The organism is Halococcus morrhuae DSM 1307, assembly GCF_000336695.1.
Taxonomy (GTDB): Archaea; Halobacteriota; Halobacteria; order Halobacteriales; family Halococcaceae; genus Halococcus; species Halococcus morrhuae.
This window is the reverse complement of sequence record NZ_AOMC01000154.1, coordinates 26,574-45,077: the sequence shown is the minus strand read 5'-3', so window position 1 is coordinate 45,077 and position 18,504 is coordinate 26,574. Positions and strand designations below refer to the sequence as shown.

Below are 18,504 nucleotides of genomic sequence, written 5' to 3'. Positions count from 1 at the left end.
GATGTGTATAAGAGACAGGATCTCGATGGCGTCGGCGCTGGCCAGCTCCTCGCTCGTGATATGCGGGGCGACGCCGCTGCGCGAGCGCTGGAAGGGGTGGGGAACGACCGCGATTCCGCCCTGGTCGTGGATGTGGTCGATCGTCTCGGTGAAGGGGAGGCCGGCCGGCACGCGTTCGTCGATGCCGAGCGCGAGGACGTGGCCGGCGGCGCTCGTCACCTCGGAGCCGGGGATGCCGATCAGTCCGTAATCGGCGGCACGGTCGGCGGCCGCGAGGCTCGCGTCGATCTCGTCGTGGTCGGTCACCGCGAGCGCGTCGAGCCCGACGGCGTCGGCCTGTGAGAGCAGCAGTTCGACGGGATCGCGCCCGTCGAAGGACAGTTCGGAGTGGCAGTGAAGCTCGGCCGACAGCACGGGACGGGATCCGGGCGCCGGCACAAAAAGCCCCCCGGTATCGCCATCGTATCCGTGCCGGTCGAGCAGTCCGTCCGAACGTTTCGCGAACCCGCCCGCTTCATCGCAAGCGATTTGCCTGGGGTCCCGAACGGGGAGACATGCCCCTCTCCGCGCCCGACCGCGAACGCGTCGTCGAGGAACTCGGCCGCGAACCGACGCGTGCCGAGGCCGCGCTGTTCGAAAACCTCTGGAGCGAACACTGTGCCTATCGCTCCTCGCGCCCGCTGCTGTCGGCGTTCGAGAGCGATGGCGAACAGGTCGTCGTCGGCCCTGGCGACGACGCCGCCGTCGTCGCGCTGCCGGACGAGGAACTGTACGTCACGTTCGGCATCGAGAGCCACAACCACCCCTCCTACGTCGATCCGTACGACGGCGCGGCCACGGGCGTCGGCGGGATCGTTCGCGACACGCTCTCGATGGGCGCGTACCCGATCGCGCTGCTCGACTCGCTGTACTTCGGCGAGTTCGATCGCGAACACTCGCAGTATCTCTTCGACGGCGTCGTCGAAGGGATCGCCGACTACGGCAACGCGATCGGCGTCCCCACGGTCGGCGGCAGCCTCGCCTTCCACGCGGGCTACGAGGGCAACCCGCTCGTCAACGTCGCCTGCGTTGGCCTTCTCCCGCCCGATCGACTGCTCACCGCCGAGGCCCAGCACGCGGGCAATAAGCTCGTCCTCGTCGGCAACGCGACGGGACGTGATGGACTGGGCGGCGCGAGCTTCGCGAGCGAGGACCTCGGCAAGGACGCCGCGACCGAGGACCGTCCGGCGGTCCAGGTCGGTGATCCCTACGCCGAAAAACGACTGATCGAGGCGAACGAAGCCCTCATCGACGAGTCCCTCGTCGAGTCGGCGCGCGATCTCGGCGCGGCAGGGCTCGGCGGAGCCTCCTCGGAACTCGTCGCCAAAGGCGAGTTCGGCGCGCGGATCGACCTCGAAGCCGTCCACCAGCGCGAACCCGGGATGAACGCGCTCGAAATCCTGCTCGCCGAATCGCAGGAGCGGATGTGCTACGAGGTCGCCCCCGAGAACACCGAGCGCGTCGCCGAAATCGCCGACCGCTTCGATCTCGGCTGTTCGGTCATCGGCGAGATCACCGACGGGAATTACAGTTGCACCTTCGACGGGGAGACCGTCGTCGATGTCCCCGCCGAGTTCCTCGCCGACGGCGCGCCGGCGAACGATCTCCCCACCGAACGACCCGCGGAGCCGACCCGCGATCTTCCCGAGACGGCACTCGACACGGCGTTCGAGCGCGTCATCGGCGATCCGAACACCGCGAGCCGCGAGTGGGTCTATCGCCAGTACGACCACGAGGTCGGCCTCCGCACCGCCCGCGGTCCCGGCGACGACAGCGCCGTCTTGGCGATCCAGGAAACGGGAACGGGGCTCGCGCTGTCGGCGGGTGCGGAGCCGAACTGGACGGCCGCGGCTCCCCACGCCGGTGCGCGCGCGATCGCGCTCGAAAACGCCACCAATCTCGCCGCGAAGGGCGCGACGCCGCTCGCCGCAGTGGACTGTCTCAACGGCGGCAATCCCGAAAAAACGGACGTCTACGGCGGGTTCTCGGCCATCGTCGACGGGCTCGCGGGGATGTGCGACGCGCTTTCGGTGCCGGTCGTCGGCGGCAACGTCTCGCTCTACAACGACTCGGCGGCAGGTGCGATCCCCCCGACGCCGACGATCGCGATGCTTGGCGCGCGCGACGGCTACGACGCACCGCCGACCGAACTCGTAGGCGACGGAACGATTCTGGTGATCGGCGATCGTGCCCTCGCCGGTCACGAAGCGGGGCTCGGCGGTTCGACATATCTCGACACCACGGATGGGAGCGACCGCTTCCCGACGTTGCCCGAGAACCCGCACGCACTGATCGAGACGCTCGCCGACGTGGCGAACCGCGAGGGAACGCGCGCGGTCCACGACGCGAGCCACGGCGGTCTCGCGGTGACGCTCGCCGAGATGATCTCGCCGGTTGCGGGCGCGGACGTGGAACTCGATGGCCCAGCAAGCGCTGCCGAACAGCTCTTTCACGAACAGCCCGGACGAGCGGTCGTCGAGACGACGACTCCCGACGCGGTCCGGGAGGCGTTCGCGGATATCGCTCCGGTCCACGAGATCGGCACGGCGACCGATACCGGACGGCTCGATCTCGCGACCGACGATGGTGAACTGTCGATCGCGGCCGGAACGATCGCCGAGCGACGGGCGGTGCTCGACCGCGCGATGGACTGATCAGTCGCCGGCGATCGCCCGTTCGATGGCCGCATCGAGCGGCGTGTGCGCGACCGAGACGAGCTCGTCGATCCCGCCGTTTCTGACGACGACCGTGTTATCGAGCCCGGCCATCAGCGGCGCGACGACGGTCTCGGGAATGCCGGTGAACAGGGCGAGCCAATGTGCTGCGAGGCGTTCGCTCAGCCACGGAACGGCGGCGACGAACAGCCGGTGGCCGTACGCCCGCGCCATGCGCCGCAGCAGATCGGCGTAACTGAGCACCGCCGGCCCGCCGATATCGAACGATCGCCCGCGGGTTTCCGGTGCATCGAGCACCGCGGCGAGATAGCCGACGACGTCGTCGATCGCGATCGGCTGACAGTTCGTCCGCGCTGCCGTCGGGAGCGGGAGGACGAACACACGCGGGAGATGGGCGACGAACCGGCGCACCATCTCGAAGCTCGCCCCGCCAGCGCCGACGATGACCGCCGCCCGGAGCACGGTGAGATCGTAGTCACCGGCGGCGAGCAGCCGCTCGACCTCGTGGCGTGAGCGGAGATGTGGCGAGAGCGCGTCGGAATCACGGCCGAGACCGCCGAGATAGATCACCCGCGAACAGTCGGCGGCATCCGCCGCGCGGGCGAAGTTGTGTGCCGCCCGCCGGTCGCGCGCGACGAAATCGGCCGCGTCCATCGAGTGGACGAGATAGTACGCCGCTTCGCAGCCCTCGAACGCCGCCTCGAAACTGCCCGCATCGAGCAGATCACCCTCGACGACGCGCGCCGGCGGACCGTCGTAGCGCTCGGCGTCGCGAGTGAGTACGGTGAGGTCGTGACCGGCCGCGGCGAGAGCGGGGAGCAGCCGTCCGCCGACGAACCCCGTCGCACCGGTCACCAGAACGCGCATGTCTCACCGAGCACGTCCGTCCGCATAGCTCCTCTCACTCGCGGTGCTAGCGGAAACGGAAAGCGGGGACGAAGGTGGAGAGGGGTGTGATGATGCCAGGCAACGGAGTCGCCCCCGCTGGCGCGGAGCCATTCCGGCTCCGATCCGAACTGGTTCGGGTGTTGTAATAAGTTTTGTGTGCACACGAACCCCGCTCACGCTCGCTCCGGCCCGTCGAGCACGAACTCGATGCGCTCGGTGTCGGCACCCTTCGAGCTTCGATCGACGATCGTCAGCTTGCCGAGTTCGCCGAGCCGATCGACGTGCGTGCCGCCGCAGGGGCAGACGTCGACGTCGCCGATCGTGACCGCTCGCAGCGGATCGACGTCGTCGGGGATCAGATCGAGATTCGACCGGCCGTCTGGTGTTTCGGCTTCGAGCGCCGCCCGCGGGCGGTTCTCCTTCTCGACCGGGAGGTCCTGTTCGATCAGGGCGTTCGCGCGCTCCTCGATGGCGCGGAGATCGCTCTCGTCGAACTCCGCCGGCGCGAAATCGATGCGCGCACGATCGTCGTGGATCCGATTGCCGGCGGTGCTCGCGCCGTATTCGTCGAGGACGACCTTCGAGACGACGTGCTGGGCGGTGTGATAGCGCATGTGCGCGTGGCGGCGCTCCCAGTCGAGCTCGCCGTGGATGGTCACGCCTGCTTCCGGGAGATCGCCCTGGATCGTGTGTCGGATCTCACCGTGATCTTTCCTGACGTCGACGACGCGGCCCTCACCACCCTCGAACGAGAGGCGACCGTGATCGGGTGGCTGTCCGCCGCCTTCCTTGTAGAACAGCGTTCGGTCGAGCACGACTGTCCCGTTCGATTCGTCGACGGCCTCGACGCGGGCGTCGAACTCGCGACGATAGTCGTCGTCCGGCAGATAGAGCTGTTCGGTCACAGAGGTGTCAACGGCACGCACGACTATGGATCTGTTCGCCGGACGACGCCGGTCGCTGACGAGCGTCTGACGGGGTATTATATAGCTGGATTCATATCCGGAACTATGTCGCGTCGCCACCGCCTCGACTCCTCGGGGACACTTGCCGGTGTGAATCGTCTACGCGAGCGCATGGACGCGGTCGACCGCGCCAGCGTCGTCGGCAGCGCGCCGATCATCGCCGGCACGGGGTTCGTGTTGAGCCGCGCGGTCGCCATCGTTCTCGCCGGTGCGTCCGGAATCACCTTCCTCTGGGGACTGGTCATCGGTCTCGCCTTTGCCACCGCCGGCATCGTCGTGCTCGCCTCGACCGAAACCGACTCCGGACTGGGCCGTTCCACCCAGCACGCCGAACGGATCCCGTTCGAGACGGCCGGCGGCGTCATGCTGCTCTCGCTGCTCACCGGTGTCGTTCTCGGCGCAGTTCTGTAACTCCGCACGACATCGACCATTCATCGGCCTCGATCGGTGTTCGACGGTTCGTTTTCGCTTCGCTCACGCCCGCGGCGAGTCGAACGGATAGACTTTTGTGGCTTGCCGTGACGTCACATACAGGACGAACCTGATCGACGATAAAGGATGAATGCGACGAGACAGGTCGGCGAGTAATGACTGCGGTGTTCTTCAAGCGGTCGACGGACGGGCTGGCGGTCGTGGACCCGATCGAGCGCCGCCAGTACGATCTGGCGACGAGTGCGGTACGACCGACGTCGGTCGAGCGGTCGAACTTTCGATTTCCGATCGGGAGCGCGGTGTCGATTCGGACCGATGGGATAGCGTTGCCGAGCGTCGTTTCGGTCCACGTCCGTGACGGATCGGGTGTGGTGATCGACCGCGCCGAGCATCACGCCGACGAACGATTCCCGGCCGGCGAATACATCTTGGAGGTGAGCGCGCCGATCAAGCTCTATCTGCGAGTCGAAAGCCCGCTCCGGATCAGCGCCGACGCGGCGGGAATGACGATCGAATTCGGTGGCGAGCGCGAGGTGTTGATCGGCGCGCGCTCGCACCACGAGCGACCGGCGGCGACGGTACAAACGCCGGCCGATCCCGAGGCGATGATGGCGGCGATCTCGACGTTCGGATCAGCGTTGAAGACGACCAGTCCGGAACGGTCGTATCCGACCCTTCGGGGCCATCCGCCGACGATCGAACTCGGTGATTCGTTGGATCTGGCGGGACTCGAACCGCCCGACACGGGCGTGACCATCGAGATTCCTCCCGAATACGAATCGATCTACACGGTTGCGCCGCTCGCGTACTATCTTGGTGCGACGATCGAGCCGGGTACGGACCCACTGCTGCGGACCGATCGGGGGTTCGAGCAGTCGCTCGCCGGCCCGCAGGGGTTCGAGCAAACGGTCGCGCGGACGCTCAAGCAGACCTTCTTTTTGGACTGTCTCACACGAATCGAGGGCTGGACGCCGATGGACCTCCACGAACGGCGGCTGTTGGAGGACGAGCTGGGATTCGATTTCCCGACGCTCTACGAGCAATCCCTGGCCACCCAGCTCGAAACGTATCTCTCGATTCCCTATCGGACGATCGCCGAGCACGTGCCGGCGTGGAAGCTCACGGCCACCGTCACGGCGACGGCCGACAGCATCGAACACCTACCGTTCGTCGTGTCCGACCTCGCCGTCGTTCGGTCCGCACGGACACACGAAGTCTCAGTGCCGAACGTCCGATCGGCCGCGCTCGATACGTTCCTGCGCGACGACACGCGGAGTACGGGCACCCAGCCGGGCGGCGAGAACACGTACGTCAAACCGCTCCGGTCGGAGTCGCTGGAGCAGACGTGGATCGGTGAAGGGACGCCGCTGGGAGCGAGCAAGGCGTCGCTGGCGGCCTATCGCAATCGGTTGGAGCGGACGCCGGCGGAGGGGGATATCGAGATCACGGTCGTCTGCAACGACGCGGCGATGGACGACGAGCGCGCCGTCGAGGCGAGTTACGGCGAGCGGGCGGATCTCCCGTTCGACGTGACCGTCGCCCACAATCTCACCACCGACGAGCTGGCGGACGTGCTCGCCACCCGGACGGATTTCCTGCACTACATCGGCCACGTCGACGACGAGGGGTTCGCGTGCGCGGACGGTCGTCTCGACGCCCGAGAAATCGACTCGGTGGGCGTCGATGCGTTTCTCCTGAATGCCTGCCAGTCATATCGGCAGGGGATGGCGCTGATCGAGGCCGGTGCCATCGGCGGGATCGTCACGATTTCGGATATTTTGAACAGCGAGGGCGTCAAGATGGGCCGCGCGCTCGCCTGCCTGCTCGATGCCGGTTTTCCGCTGGGGCCCGCCCTCGAGATCGCCCGCGGCGAGAGTATCGTCGGCGGGCAGTACCTCGTCGTCGGTGACGGCGGCTTTGCCATCGCTGACGCTACGGGCGGCACGCCGACGCTCTGTGAGATCGAGCGCACCGAGGACGGCTTTCGGGTCGACCAGATCACGTATCCGACGCGCGAGCGCGGTCTCGGCAGCCTCTTCATCCCCGCTGCGTCGGGCGACCGTGACTGCTATCTCTCCTCGGGTCGTGTCCGCCGGCTCGATCTCTCGGCACACGAACTCTGGGCGTTTCTCGCGCTCGAAGCGATGCCAGTGAAGATCGACGGCCAGCTTCACTGGAGCGACCGGATGGATTTCGGTGTGCTTCAGGGACCGGAGTAAGTGCAGGCGCTGGCACCACTCACGTCGGTGACGCCACAACACGCCACCGTGAACTGAATGCTCTCGCTCGGCGATTCCGCTTCGGATGACTGTTGTTGACTATCACTCACAACTGATCGATATTCACCCGTGGCTGGGATGAACCTATCGTATCGTTTCCAACAGCAACGTATACGGCCAAAAACCGTTTCGTGCGAAGACCCTCGTCAACCGAACGGTCAACCGACGTCGAACTATCTGTCGTCTCCTTCTGTCTCCACGACATGCATATCGTTGCGGATATCGCCCCTGGAAGTTGCAATATCCTTTTACTTTGTGCGTTTCAGGTTCAGTTGGCCAATAAAATTAAATAGATGGAAAACCTCCGTTTAGTTGCTATGAGTTTCACGAACCGAATCGAAACGGACGTTGCCGACGTCTACCGCGCCGTGCTTTCGGAAACGACCGACGACGCGTTCGTCGTCGTGCCCGCGGCGGCGTCGGTCGAGCGGCTCGTGACGGTGCTCGACGGTCTCGACAGCCCGCCGACAGTGCGCCTGCTCGCGTTCGACAGTACGCTCAAGGACGTTCTCGACGACTTCCTGGTTGCCAGCACCGCCGCCGATCTCATTGACGAGGGCACGCTCTCGTTGGGGACGATCGAGGAGGCCGGCACCGGCCAACTGATCATCACCGACGAAACGGTTGTCTCGCTCGTCACGGCGGGCCAGCGGGTGGCCGCCCTCGGGACCGACGATGAGGAGTTCGTCGCGAACGCCAACGAGCGCTCCGAGGAGCGCTGGGAAGCGAGCTCGTCGTACAGCCTCAGAACCCCGCCGCTCTCGCGGATCCGCGAGACGATGGCCGAGGCGTTCGATCCCGGCGTCCGCGACGACTTCGACGCCGTGCTCGCCTCGCTCGACACCGCCCGCGGCGACGGCAACGGTCTCGACGAGGTGACGATCAGCCTGCTCGTCGCGGCGAAAAACGAGGAGCTGCTCTACGACATCTCGAAGTGGGGTGAGGACACCGGCGTCGCGAGCAAGGCCACCTTCTCGCGGACGAAAACCCGCCTCGAAGAGATGGGGCTGCTCGACACGACGAAGGTGCCTATCGACGTCGGCCGCCCGCGACTTCGGCTGCTGCTCGGCGACGAGCGCCTCAGCGAGGCCGATGCCGACGAGCTGGCGGCCGTTGCCACCGGCATCCTCTCGACCGACGCGTCCTGATTCGGTCGAACCCGAGAGATCGGGACCGGAATCCGCCGTTCTCACTGCCGATCGATTGCTTCGTCCTCCCCGACCTACTGGACGAATGCATCCCTGAGATCGTCCGCAAGCACCGCGATCGCGTCGCGGCTGCGGTCGATCGTGTCGACCAGATTGAGGAAGCCGTGGATCATCCCCTCGAACTGCTCGTGGGTGACCGGCACGCCCGCCGCGTCGAGGCGATCGGCGTAGGCGATCCCCTCGTCGCGCAGCGGATCGAACCCCGCGGTGATGACGGTCGCCGGCGGGAGGCCAGAGAGATCGCGTGCCATGAGCGGCGCGGCGTACGCGTTGCGTGCGTCAGTCGGATGTGAGAGATAGCGTTCGTAGTACCACTCGGCGCTCGCCCGTTCGAGGAGATAGCCCTCGGCGTTCTCCTCGTAGGAACCGAACTCCTGGAGCGACGGCGAGTTGACCGACGGGTAGACGAGCGACTGGTGGCAGAGCTCCGGCCCGTCACGGTCGCGGGCGACGAGCGTGACGGCGGCGGCCAGGTTGCCGCCCGCACTGTCGCCGCCGACTGCCACTCGCTCCCCGTCGCCGCCGAGCTCGTCGGCGTATTCGACCGCCCATTCGGTGGCCGCGTAGCAGTCCTCGACGGCCGCCGGGAAGGGATGTTCGGGCGCGAGCCGGTAGTCGACCGAGACGACGAGACAGTCGGCCGCGTTGGCGAGCGCGCGACAGACCGGGTCGTGGGTGTCGAGCCCGCCGACGACCCATCCACCGCCGTGGAAGGTGACGAACACGCCGTAGGGCTCCGTCCCCGTCTCGGGGGCGTAGACGCGCACCGGCAGCGGTCCGCCCGGCCCCTCGATCGAGAACTCCTCGATCTCGCCGACGGGCTCCGGATCGGGCGTCGTGAACAGTTCGTCGAGGCGCTCGCGGGCGGTCGGGACAGACATGCCGTGGGTCGGCGGCGTGCGCTGTTGGTCGATCCGTTCGAGCAGCCGTTCGACCTGTGGATCGGGGTCGTCCATTCGCCGGACCGACGGCGACGATTGACGTAGTTCTACCCCCCGAATAACTCCGAGGTATGTGGAAAGGTTTTCGTATGCCCGCTGGGTATCACGGGTGATGAGCTCCGTGAGCGCGCTGGCCCAGCGACTCGCCGTCGTCGCCGGCTTCGAGAACCCACGGACGAGCCTGGAGCAGTACCGGACGCCGCCGGGACTGGCGGCCAGGCTGGTCCACGACGCCGATCTGCAGGGCGACATCGAAGAGCGGTTCGTCGTCGATCTCGGAACCGGGACGGGAATGCTCGCGCTCGCGGCCGCGCTCCGTGGCCCGCGCGGCGTGGTGGGTGTCGATATCGACCCCGATCCGCTCTCGACGGCGCGCGACAACGAGGGGCGGGTCGGCACGGCCGCCGACATCTCGTGGCTGCGCGCCGACGCGACCGACGCGCCGCTCGGCACGGATGGCGAGACGACCGTCGTGATGAACCCGCCGTTCGGCGCACAGGACGGCAACGAACACGCCGACCGCGCGTTCCTCGCGACGGCCGCCCGCCTGGGCGACGTCTCGTATTCGGTTCACAACGCCGGCAGCCAGGAGTTCGTCGCATCGTTCGCCGCCGACAACGGCGGGACGGTCACGCGCTCCTTTCGCGCCGAACTCGATCTCCCCCGACAGTTCGACTTCCACGACGAGGACTCCCACACCGTCGAGACCGAGCTCTTCCGTATCGAGTGGGCCTAAAGCCACGTCACGATCTGGCTGTAGAGGCTGCGCGCCGTCAGAAACGTGAAGACGAACATCAGCACGGTGACGACGGCGAAGACGGCATTCAGCCACCGTGGATGATCGAAGAACTTCCGATTGGCGAAGAAGAGCGCGAGCGCGAAGATCGGCAGTCCGATGAGGCCGTTGACGGCGGGCATCACGATGCCGAGTCGCACCGGCGTGATGTCGGTGAACTCCATGAGGAGAACGGCAAAGCCCACCGCCATCACGATGAGTATCTCGACGGTGCGCCGGAAACCCCGATCGCCGAAGACGGTCGTCCGATCCCAGGCCTGTGGCACGAGAAAGCCGGCCCCGAACAGCGTGCCGGTCGCCGAGGAAAACGTCGCCAGCAACACCGCCAGCACGAACACCGGCAGCGCCCAGCTACCGAAGATGGCCTGCAACGGGACGCCGGGGCTGGTGAGCGTCGGCGTTCCCGGATCCATCGTCAGCGCCGAGACGACGATGACGGCCGCGCTGAGGAGCACGATGAAGGCGATGCCGACGAAGTTGTCCCGGCGGTACGGCCCCATCTCGGTCCAGTTCTTCGAGGGCTGGATGCTCGATTGAATGATGAAGTTCGGGTAGTAGACTGTGGTCCCGAACAGCGCGATGAGGCTGGTCAGGAAGCCGATATCGCTCTGCAGGTATGGCACGAACCCCGACATGACCCGCCCGATCGGGAGATCGAGCCCGAGCGTGAGAACGATGTAGATGGCGAACACGGTCAGGATGATCGCCGCGATGGCGGCCTCGACACGGTCGTAGACGCGGAGTTCGACCAGCGCGATGCCGATGCCGCCGGCGAGGATCGCACCGATGTAGACGTTGTCGAGCGGCGTCAGATAGGCCAGCGCAGCGCCGGCGACCGCGTAGTTCGAGATGGCCCAGAACTGCATGATGAAGGCGATGAACAGCGCCATCACCTTGGTCGGCCCCGCACCGATCGCGCCGCGGATGTAGCTCACGACGGGCTCGTCGATGGTCGCGAGTCGGCCGGACATCTCGTGCATCGCCAGATCGACGACGAGCGCGACCGGTAGCGCCCACAGCAGGAGGAACCCCCAGTTCGCCCCCGTGTTGGCGAGGATGTACACCGAGCCGGCCCCGAACACGTTCGCCGAGAACAGCAGGCCCAGACCGTACGCCTCCACGAACCGTTTCGGTCCCTCCACCGGAAGCCAGGAGGGCACGTAACTGTCCGCCGAACTCATCGTCGACTCACCCACGATCGTATCATCCGTGTCCGTCCTCCATGACTATAGATAGCACACAACACCTAGCTGGTTGGATCGGTCGCCTGCAGAGGACGGCTCCTTTAACCGCGACAGTCTGAATCAGGGCTGTTCGCCGGCGGGGATCGGTCGTATGGCTCCACGACACCGCTCATCGATAGCGCTCGCGTTCGGCGATCGGAACGCGCGTCTCGCCGGTCGCGGCGAACAGCGTCCGTCCCTCGCGGCTGAAGGTGAGGTTCGCGGCGCGCGTCGTGCCGTTGTTCGGGAGTGGCGCGCGTCCGAGCGTCTCGTTGGCCCGCGAGACAACGAGTCCGAACCCCTTCCGTCGGGGAACGATCGAGACGTTCTTCCCCCGGATCGTCGCGTCGGCGGTCGCCGGCGCGGAGCGGTAGCCGACCCGAGTTTGGTTGCTCCGATTGAGCCAGATCTTGTAGGCACGATCGTCGCCCGCCTGCCAGCCGCTGCGCGAAACCCGTATCCGCTCGTCCCAGCCAAGGCCGCCGATACGGACGGTCGCTCGTCCCGTGAACGCGAGCCGCGATGCCTGGACGGCGGTCGTCCAGAGATGGCGGCGCTCGCTCGTCACGATGACGCCGCTGGCGTTGACAGTCGTACTCTCGCCGAACGCCGTGACGTCGACGACCGAGACCTGTCGGTTGGTGATGTTCTCGGCGTATCGCACGGTGTAATCCCTGACGGCGATCGCATCTGACTGCTCGGCTGTCGTGTTGGCGGGTGCCGCGTTGGGTGTGGTGGCCGCCCGTGCCGTCGACGATTCGACGGTCGTGAGGTTCACTGGAATCGCGGGGGCCGACAGCGCCGCGAGCGCGAGCAACACGACCACGGCCGCCCCGGCCCATCGCTCGGTGCCGCCGACGAGCGGGACTGCGGACGGGACGCGCCCGGTGGCGACGACGCCCGCAACGACCAGCAGGGCGAGCCCGAAGACGAGCACCACGCCGAGCGCGCGATAGAGCACGAACCCGCCGTTGCCGCGAAACCAGTAAACCGCCCACAGCGACTGCGAGATGGCGAACAGTACCGTTCCGAGCCAGAGCCGGCCGGCCGTGGGTCCCGTCTCGCGCCGCCGGACGAGCACGATCCCGGCGAGTACGCCGACGAGTAACCCGATCGCGTGGGCCTGGATGGCGATGCCCGCCCACCAGGGCGCGCCGAACGACGGGTCGGCGCTGGCCTGGACGACCGGGTTCCGGACGGCGGCGTAAACCTGTCGGACGGCGTCGCTGGCCGCGAGCGCGATCACCGTCGCCAGCGGGTAGTGGATGAGCGCGACCCCGGCGATGGCGAACAGTACGCCCGAGAAGCCGATGACCGGGCCGATCGCGAACAGCGCGACGAACAGCCCGACGAGCAGCGCCGCGACCGGGATCGCAAGCACGCGGGCGATCGGGTTTCTCACGAGCGGCGATTTCGGACCCTGTTCGTCCGGATAGTGGCCCCAGGCGTATTCGGCCAGCGGGGCGAGCGCGAGCGTTCCAACCAGGTTCCCGATCAGATGCCCCGGGTCGACGTGGGCGAACGAGGAGAGGGCGATGCCGAGCGGGGAGCCGTACGACCACGCGCGAAAGGGGAGCGCGAGCGGGCCGTACCAGTGGTGAAATCCGCCCTGTACGAACAGATAGACGGCGAGCACGCCGAGCATCGTGAGCAGCGTTCCCCAGGGGATGCCGGCGAGAAAGCGCGCTCGCAGCGCCGTGGTCCGGTCGTGGGTGTCGATCCGCAATGCCACGAGCGCCGAGAGGACGACCGCGAGGGCGACGGCGATGCGGGTGAGCGCCAGCCACGGCGAACTCATGGCCGATCGTGGGTATGCGTGGGTTTCACTCTGTCGCGGCCAGTCGTCAGGTTCAAGCGCGCGAGACCGAACAGTAGTGTATGGAACTGCGGGTCATCGAAAGCGACGAGAACGAGCTCTCGATCGAGGTCGCCGACGAGGGGCACACGTTCATGAACGTGCTCAAGGGAGCACTGCTCGAAACCGAGGGTGTCACGACGGCCACCTACGACGTCAATCCGGAGCAGTCCGGTGGGCAGACCGAACCGATTCTCACCATCCGTACAGAGGGGACGGACCCACTCGACGCGCTTGAAGACGGCGCGGGACGGGTGAACGACATGACGGCGGCGTTCCGGACGGCCTTCGAAAGCGCTGCCTGAGATCAGTTCGCGGGCTGTCTGTACAGGCCGACAGCCTCGCGGGCGAGCACGAAGCCCGCGACGAGCAACACGCCGCCGAACACCGCCATCCAGAGCCCGATCGTCTGCTCGCCCGCACCGAGCGTCTCGATACCGTTGAGTTCGACGAGCGCGCCGGCGACGGCCGCGAACGTCGCCCCGACGGCGCGCACGGCGGCCGATCCGAACTCCGCTGCTATCTCTAGAACTGGTTCGATCATGGCGTCCGCTCACCCGTGGACTGTCAAAGCGCTTGTGATTCGCCGACGAAACGTAATCCTTGAGGGAACTCGGTGGGAACCGGCGGTATGGCCCGCTACGGCGATCTCAACTACGGTTGGCTCACGAAACACGGCTTCGGGCTCGGCGTCGCTCTGTTCGTTCTCGGCGCGCTGGGCTCGATCGCCGGTCCGGCGCTGTTCGGCCCGCTCCCCGGCTGGGAGGCGACCCTGTTCACCGACAGCGAAGTCGCCGGCATCGTCATCGCCTTCCTCTCGGTGATGTTCTTCGGGATCGTCCTGCCGCTCACCGAGTAAGCTACCGACGACTGCCCTCAGCGCCGCACCGGAACCCCGTGTTCGTCGAGGTATTCCTTCACGTCCTCAATCGAATATTCGTCGAAGTGGAAGATCGAAGCGGCGAGCGCCGCATCAGCGTTCGCTGCGGTGAACACCTCCTCCATGTCGGCGGGGCCGCCACAGCCCGAGGAGGCGATGACCGGCGTCGAGACGCTCTCACAGACCGCGCGCGTCAGCGGGACGTCGTAGCCCTCCTTCGTGCCGTCGGCGTCGATCGAGTTGACGAACAGCTCGCCGGCACCTCGTGATTCGGCCTCGCGCGCCCACTCGATCACGTCGATGCCAGTGCCCTCGCGGCCGCCCTTCACCGTGCACTCGAACCAGCAGGATTCGCCATCAGTAGTAAAGAAGTGTTCTCCCTCCTCGTCGTAGCGACGGCGCGCATCGACCGAGATGACGATACACTGGCTGCCGAAGCTCTCGGCACCCTCCGTGATGAGCGCCGGTCGATCGAGCGCGCCCGTGTTGATCGAGACCTTGTCCGCGCCCGCCCGCAGGGTCTCCCTGATGTCCGTGCGCGTGCGGATGCCGCCGCCCACAGTCAGAGGAATGAACACCTCGTCGGCCACGCGCGAGACGACGTCGAGCATCGTCTCGCGGCCGTCGGCGGAGGCGGTGATGTCCAGGAAGACGAACTCGTCGGCACCCGCCTCGTTGTACCGACGCGCCATCTCGACGGGGTCGCCGGTGTGTTCGAGGTTCTCGAAGTTCACGCCGGTGTAGACCGCCGGCTCGCCGTCGTCGTCGAGATCGACGTCGATACAGGGGATAACGCGCTTCGTCAACGCCATTCACGCGGACTACTGCGCTCCGGGCAAAAAAACCGTCCGGTCGCCCCCGACAGGGAGGCTTTAGTAGCCCCCGACCGTCGGGCCGTCCATGAGCGACGACGCGCCGACCGAGCCGCGCGAGTCAGCATCCGGCCAAGAGCAGGCGACCGACACTGAAGACGAGACGATGGTCGAGGGCGATCGCGAGCACCGTGAGGGCCATCCCGACGACACGGGCGAGGGAACCCACGGGTCGGTCGAACCGGTCGCCACCCGCGAGACGTCGCCGATGAGCGAGTTCACGGGGCGACAGGCCGGTATCGGTGCTCTCGTGGCGGTCGTCGGACTCGTCGTCACGTTCGCGATCCCGCTGGTGCTCACGCTCGGCTGAGTCGGGTCGTCCGCACCGACCGAACCGTCCGATCACCCGCTCGTTCCCGCTTCGTGTTCGTCCGTTTTCACGCCGGAGCGGCCGTTTCCGTCACCGTCTTTCCCGGTGAGTGAGTAGGCAGGGTCGATGACAGCAGATCTCTTTGCACCGCTCGAACTGCGCGAGACGACGATCCCGAACCGGGTGATGGTCTCGCCGATGTGTCAGTATTCCTGTGAGGATCGCGACGGGCTGGCGACCGACTGGCATCTCGTCCATCTCGGCAGTCGGGCGTCCGGCGGGGCCGGCGTCGTGATGACCGAGGCGACCGCCGTCGAGGCCCGTGGACGCATCTCGCCGGAGGACCTCGGCATCTGGAGTGATGCACACACCGAGGCGCTCGCGCCGATCGCTGAGTTCGTCAAATCTCAGGGCTCTGTGCCCGCGATCCAGCTCGCCCACGCCGGTCGGAAGGCGTCGAAAGCCCGGCCGTGGGACGGCGGCGAGCCGCTCCAGCCCGACGAGGGTGGCTGGGAGACGATCGCGCCGAGCGACCAGCCGTGGCCCTACGAGAACGGCGAAACGGCGACCGCGAAGATGGAGCAAGACGACATCGAGGACGTCATCGACTCCTTCAGAGCCGCCGCCGAGCGCGCCGACGAGGCGGGCTTCGACGTCGCCGAGGTCCACGCCGCTCACGGCTACCTCCTCCACGAGTTCCTCTCGCCGGTCACCAACCACCGGACGGACGACTACGGCGGCGACTACGAGGGCCGGAGCCGGCTGGTCCGCGAAGTGACCGCCGCGGTGCGGGAGGTCTGGCCCGACGACAAGCCCGTCTTCGTCCGGATCTCGGCGACCGACTGGCTGCCGGATCGCGAGTCCTGGACGGTCGACGATTCGGTGCGACTGGCCGACGATCTCGCCGCGGCGGGTGCTGACCTCATCGACGTGAGCGCCGGCGGCAACGACCCCGACCCGCAGATCCCCTACCGAGGACCGGGCTACCAGCTTCCCTACGCCGACCGCATCACCCGCGAGCGCGACTCGGGGATCGCCGTCGGCGCGGTTGGGGGCATCTCTTCGCCGGAGCAAGCCGATGCACTCGTCCGTAACGGCCGGGCCGATATGGCCATCGTCGGGCGCGAACACCTCCGCGATCCGTACTTCTCGCTGCACGCCGCCCACGAGCTCGATCGACCCGAGGCCGCCGAGCCACCCATCCAGTACCGTCGCGGGTTCTGAGCGGGTCGACCGTCGTCGAGCTCCCGACCGGCACGCGCGACAGCGCCAGAACGTCGAATTCCCCTCGAATTGAACCGTCAGTCTCACAACCACTGGTCTCGAACGATCGGTACAGCCGATGGATGGAACTACTTCTGGTGACTGTCGGCACGTATCGCCCCGAGATAGGCCCGAGTGATGCGGAGACGGGACTACCTTCGCGGGCTGGGCGCGATCGCTGGCATCGTCGGTGTCGCAGGTTGTTCGTCGAGTGCCCCCGAGGAACTGATCGCAGGTCCGACGTCTCGGGAACCAGCAGGAAACGCACCCGACGAGTCACGCACCGAACGCACTGCGCCGGGATCGGGGATCAGCCGAACCGCCGACGAACCGATCGCCAGCCCGACGGTCCAACCGACGACCACAGCGACGTCGGTTCCGACGCCGGAGCCGCCCGCGAACAGGCTGTTGCTCGCGCCGGCACTCGGTACGGGCTGGGGGTACGCCAGCGGTTCAACGCCTCGGGTCCGGGACAACGGCACGATAACGGCGTTGTATCGTGGCACGCAGTCGTACACGCGGACCCTTCGGACACGACTCTGGCGATGCGAGGGCCGGACGCTTGACGCGCTCGGCGGAACGTGTTCGCTCGGGAGCCTCCCCAGCCGATATCGTTCGCGGGACGACATCGAGACGGCGAGTCCCACGATCGGCGAGACTGCGTTCGCGTGGTGGTCGGGGCCGCGGACCGACATCGAGGTCGTCGTGGCCGATCACGTGTTCCGCATGAGTCATACGCCGCTCGCAGAGCGGACGGACGAGAACACGGCTAGCCTGCCGTCCCGCGCTGCACGGCTGACCGAACTCATCGGGTTCGCCCGGCAGCAAGCCGAAAAGCTCGCCTCGTCCGGCTGAACTCTCTATCGAGAAACGCCTTTCGATCGTCCTCGTCCCTTTCGAATCCGGGAAACGCACGGTCGACTGCCGGGGCCGAAAGAGGCACCCGTCTGGTGGTCGTTCTCCACTCGATGGCAACCGAAAACCGAAGCGATACGTTCGACATCGGCGGCGAGGACACCGTTCACCGACTGGGCTACGGCGCGATGCGACTCACTGGCGAGGAGATCATCGGCCCGCCGGACGACGAGGAGGAGGCGAAAGAAGTCCTCCACCGGGCGACCGAACTCGGCGTGGACTTCATCGACACCGCCGACTCGTACGGACCGGCGGTCTCCGAGCGCTTGATCGGCGAGGCGCTCGCGCCCTACGAGGACGTGTTCGTCGCGACCAAAGGCGGGCTCTGGCGCGACGACCGCGACGGTTCCTGGCCGCGCTGTGGCCAGCCGGGCTACATCCGCAACTCGATTCTGGGCAGTCTCGATCGGCTCAAGGTGGACACGATCGATCTCTATCAGTATCACCGCCCGGACCCCGACATGGACTACGCCGAGGCGGTCGAGACCTTCGCCGATCTCAAAGACGAGGGGAAGGTCAACCACGTCGGTGTCTCGAATGTCTCGGTCGAGCAGCTCGAAACGGCCCGCGACGTGGTCGAGATCGCCACCGTCCAGAACCAGTACAACATCGGCGATCGCGAGCACGAGGCAGTCCTCGACTACTGCGAGGAGCACGACATCGGCTTCATCCCGTGGGCACCGCTCGGCTCGGGCGACCTCGACGGGCTCGACGAGGTGGCCGACAACCACAGTGCCACACCCTACCAGGTCGGGCTCGCGTGGCTGCTCCAGCACTCACCCGTGATGCTCCCGATCCCCGGCACATCGAGCGTCGAGCACGTCGAGGAAAACATCGCCGCCAGCGATATCGATCTCACCGACGAGGAGATCGAGACGATCGAGAGCTGAACCGGAAAACGAGCAATCACACTCGATTTTCTGAGCCAACCATTTTCGGTAGCGGTGGCGCGCGATGAATTCG

General features: G+C 66.7%; 19 protein-coding genes. 11 read left to right on the top strand and 8 right to left on the bottom strand.

The window, feature by feature from the left end:
• Positions 1–414: PHP domain-containing protein (locus C448_RS14070; RefSeq protein WP_004055770.1), on the bottom strand; the 414-nt coding region annotated here is incomplete at its 3' end.
• A 140-nt stretch (positions 415–554) separates the two neighbouring features.
• On the opposite strand from C448_RS14070, the gene purL reads away from it, so the two are divergent.
• Positions 555–2,693 (top strand): phosphoribosylformylglycinamidine synthase subunit PurL, encoded by a 2,139-nt coding sequence (gene purL, locus C448_RS14065; RefSeq protein WP_004055768.1) that lies wholly within the window; start codon positions 555–557, stop codon positions 2,691–2,693.
• Here the strand turns inward: purL and C448_RS14060 are convergent, their stop codons facing one another.
• Positions 2,694–3,581, bottom strand: coding sequence for an NAD(P)H-binding protein (locus C448_RS14060; protein ID WP_004055766.1), 888 nt, complete (start codon positions 3,579–3,581; stop codon positions 2,694–2,696).
• Between the two features lie 194 nt (positions 3,582–3,775).
• Positions 3,776–4,507 carry an alanyl-tRNA editing protein gene (locus C448_RS14055; protein WP_004055764.1) on the bottom strand — a complete coding sequence of 244 codons (732 nt, stop codon included), beginning with the start codon at positions 4,505–4,507 and terminating at the stop codon, positions 3,776–3,778.
• A 105-nt stretch (positions 4,508–4,612) separates the two neighbouring features.
• On the opposite strand from C448_RS14055, the gene C448_RS14050 reads away from it, so the two are divergent.
• From C448_RS14050 to tbsP, 3 genes are all read left to right on the top strand, one after another.
• Positions 4,613–4,978 carry a hypothetical protein gene (locus C448_RS14050; protein WP_049916356.1) on the top strand — a complete coding sequence of 122 codons (366 nt, stop codon included), beginning with the start codon at positions 4,613–4,615 and terminating at the stop codon, positions 4,976–4,978.
• Positions 4,979–5,154: 176 nt separating this feature from the next.
• Positions 5,155–7,218 (top strand): hypothetical protein, encoded by a 2,064-nt coding sequence (locus C448_RS14045; protein WP_004055760.1) that lies wholly within the window; start codon positions 5,155–5,157, stop codon positions 7,216–7,218.
• Positions 7,219–7,595: 377 nt separating this feature from the next.
• Positions 7,596–8,426: a transcriptional regulator TbsP gene (tbsP, locus tag C448_RS14040; RefSeq protein ID WP_004055758.1), complete on the top strand. Its 831-nt coding sequence runs from the start codon at positions 7,596–7,598 to the stop codon at positions 8,424–8,426.
• 74 nt (positions 8,427–8,500) lie between these two features.
• Here the strand turns inward: tbsP and C448_RS14035 are convergent, their stop codons facing one another.
• Positions 8,501–9,442: an alpha/beta hydrolase gene (locus C448_RS14035; RefSeq protein WP_004055756.1), complete on the bottom strand. Its 942-nt coding sequence runs from the start codon at positions 9,440–9,442 to the stop codon at positions 8,501–8,503.
• Positions 9,443–9,539: 97 nt separating this feature from the next.
• Here C448_RS14035 and C448_RS14030 point away from each other — a divergent pair, with 97 nt between their 5' ends.
• A complete protein-coding gene (locus tag C448_RS14030) occupies positions 9,540–10,163 on the top strand; it encodes an METTL5 family protein (protein ID WP_004055754.1) in 624 nt (207 codons plus the stop codon).
• Here the strand turns inward: C448_RS14030 and C448_RS14025 are convergent.
• Together C448_RS14025 and C448_RS14020 are read right to left on the bottom strand one after the other, a co-directional pair.
• Positions 10,160–11,404: a divalent metal cation transporter gene (locus C448_RS14025; protein WP_004055752.1), complete on the bottom strand. Its 1,245-nt coding sequence runs from the start codon at positions 11,402–11,404 to the stop codon at positions 10,160–10,162. The genes C448_RS14030 and C448_RS14025 overlap by 4 nt on opposite strands.
• 172 nt (positions 11,405–11,576) lie before the next feature.
• Positions 11,577–13,244, bottom strand: coding sequence for a rhomboid family intramembrane serine protease (locus C448_RS14020; protein ID WP_004055749.1), 1,668 nt, complete (start codon positions 13,242–13,244; stop codon positions 11,577–11,579).
• Positions 13,245–13,324: 80 nt separating this feature from the next.
• Between C448_RS14020 and C448_RS14015 the strand changes: the two genes are divergently transcribed.
• Positions 13,325–13,606, top strand: a complete 282-nt coding sequence (locus tag C448_RS14015; RefSeq protein ID WP_004055733.1) for a DNA-directed RNA polymerase subunit L — start codon at positions 13,325–13,327, stop codon at positions 13,604–13,606.
• 2 nt (positions 13,607–13,608) lie between these two features.
• Here the strand turns inward: C448_RS14015 and C448_RS14010 are convergent, their stop codons facing one another.
• Positions 13,609–13,845: a hypothetical protein gene (locus C448_RS14010; protein WP_004055731.1), complete on the bottom strand. Its 237-nt coding sequence runs from the start codon at positions 13,843–13,845 to the stop codon at positions 13,609–13,611.
• 87 nt (positions 13,846–13,932) lie between these two features.
• Between C448_RS14010 and C448_RS14005 the strand changes: the two genes are divergently transcribed.
• Positions 13,933–14,160, top strand: a complete 228-nt coding sequence (locus C448_RS14005; protein WP_004055729.1) for a DUF7860 family protein — start codon at positions 13,933–13,935, stop codon at positions 14,158–14,160.
• A gap of 17 nt (positions 14,161–14,177) precedes the next feature.
• Here C448_RS14005 and hisF read toward each other — a convergent pair whose 3' ends face one another.
• Positions 14,178–14,993: an imidazole glycerol phosphate synthase subunit HisF gene (gene hisF, locus C448_RS14000; protein ID WP_004055728.1), complete on the bottom strand. Its 816-nt coding sequence runs from the start codon at positions 14,991–14,993 to the stop codon at positions 14,178–14,180.
• An 88-nt stretch (positions 14,994–15,081) separates the two neighbouring features.
• Here hisF and C448_RS13995 point away from each other — a divergent pair, with 88 nt between their 5' ends.
• The 4 genes from C448_RS13995 (at position 15,082) to C448_RS13980 (ending at position 18,431) form a co-directional block, all read left to right on the top strand.
• A complete protein-coding gene (locus C448_RS13995; protein ID WP_004055726.1) occupies positions 15,082–15,363 on the top strand; it encodes a DUF7550 family protein in 282 nt (93 codons plus the stop codon).
• 126 nt (positions 15,364–15,489) lie between these two features.
• Positions 15,490–16,587, top strand: a complete 1,098-nt coding sequence (locus C448_RS13990) for an NADH:flavin oxidoreductase/NADH oxidase (RefSeq protein WP_004055723.1) — start codon at positions 15,490–15,492, stop codon at positions 16,585–16,587.
• Between the two features lie 177 nt (positions 16,588–16,764).
• Positions 16,765–17,481 carry a hypothetical protein gene (locus C448_RS13985; protein WP_004055721.1) on the top strand — a complete coding sequence of 239 codons (717 nt, stop codon included), beginning with the start codon at positions 16,765–16,767 and terminating at the stop codon, positions 17,479–17,481.
• A 113-nt stretch (positions 17,482–17,594) separates the two neighbouring features.
• Entirely contained in the window at positions 17,595–18,431 is an 837-nt protein-coding gene (locus C448_RS13980) for an aldo/keto reductase (protein ID WP_049916360.1), read from the top strand.
• The last annotated feature ends 73 nt before the right edge of the window (positions 18,432–18,504 follow it).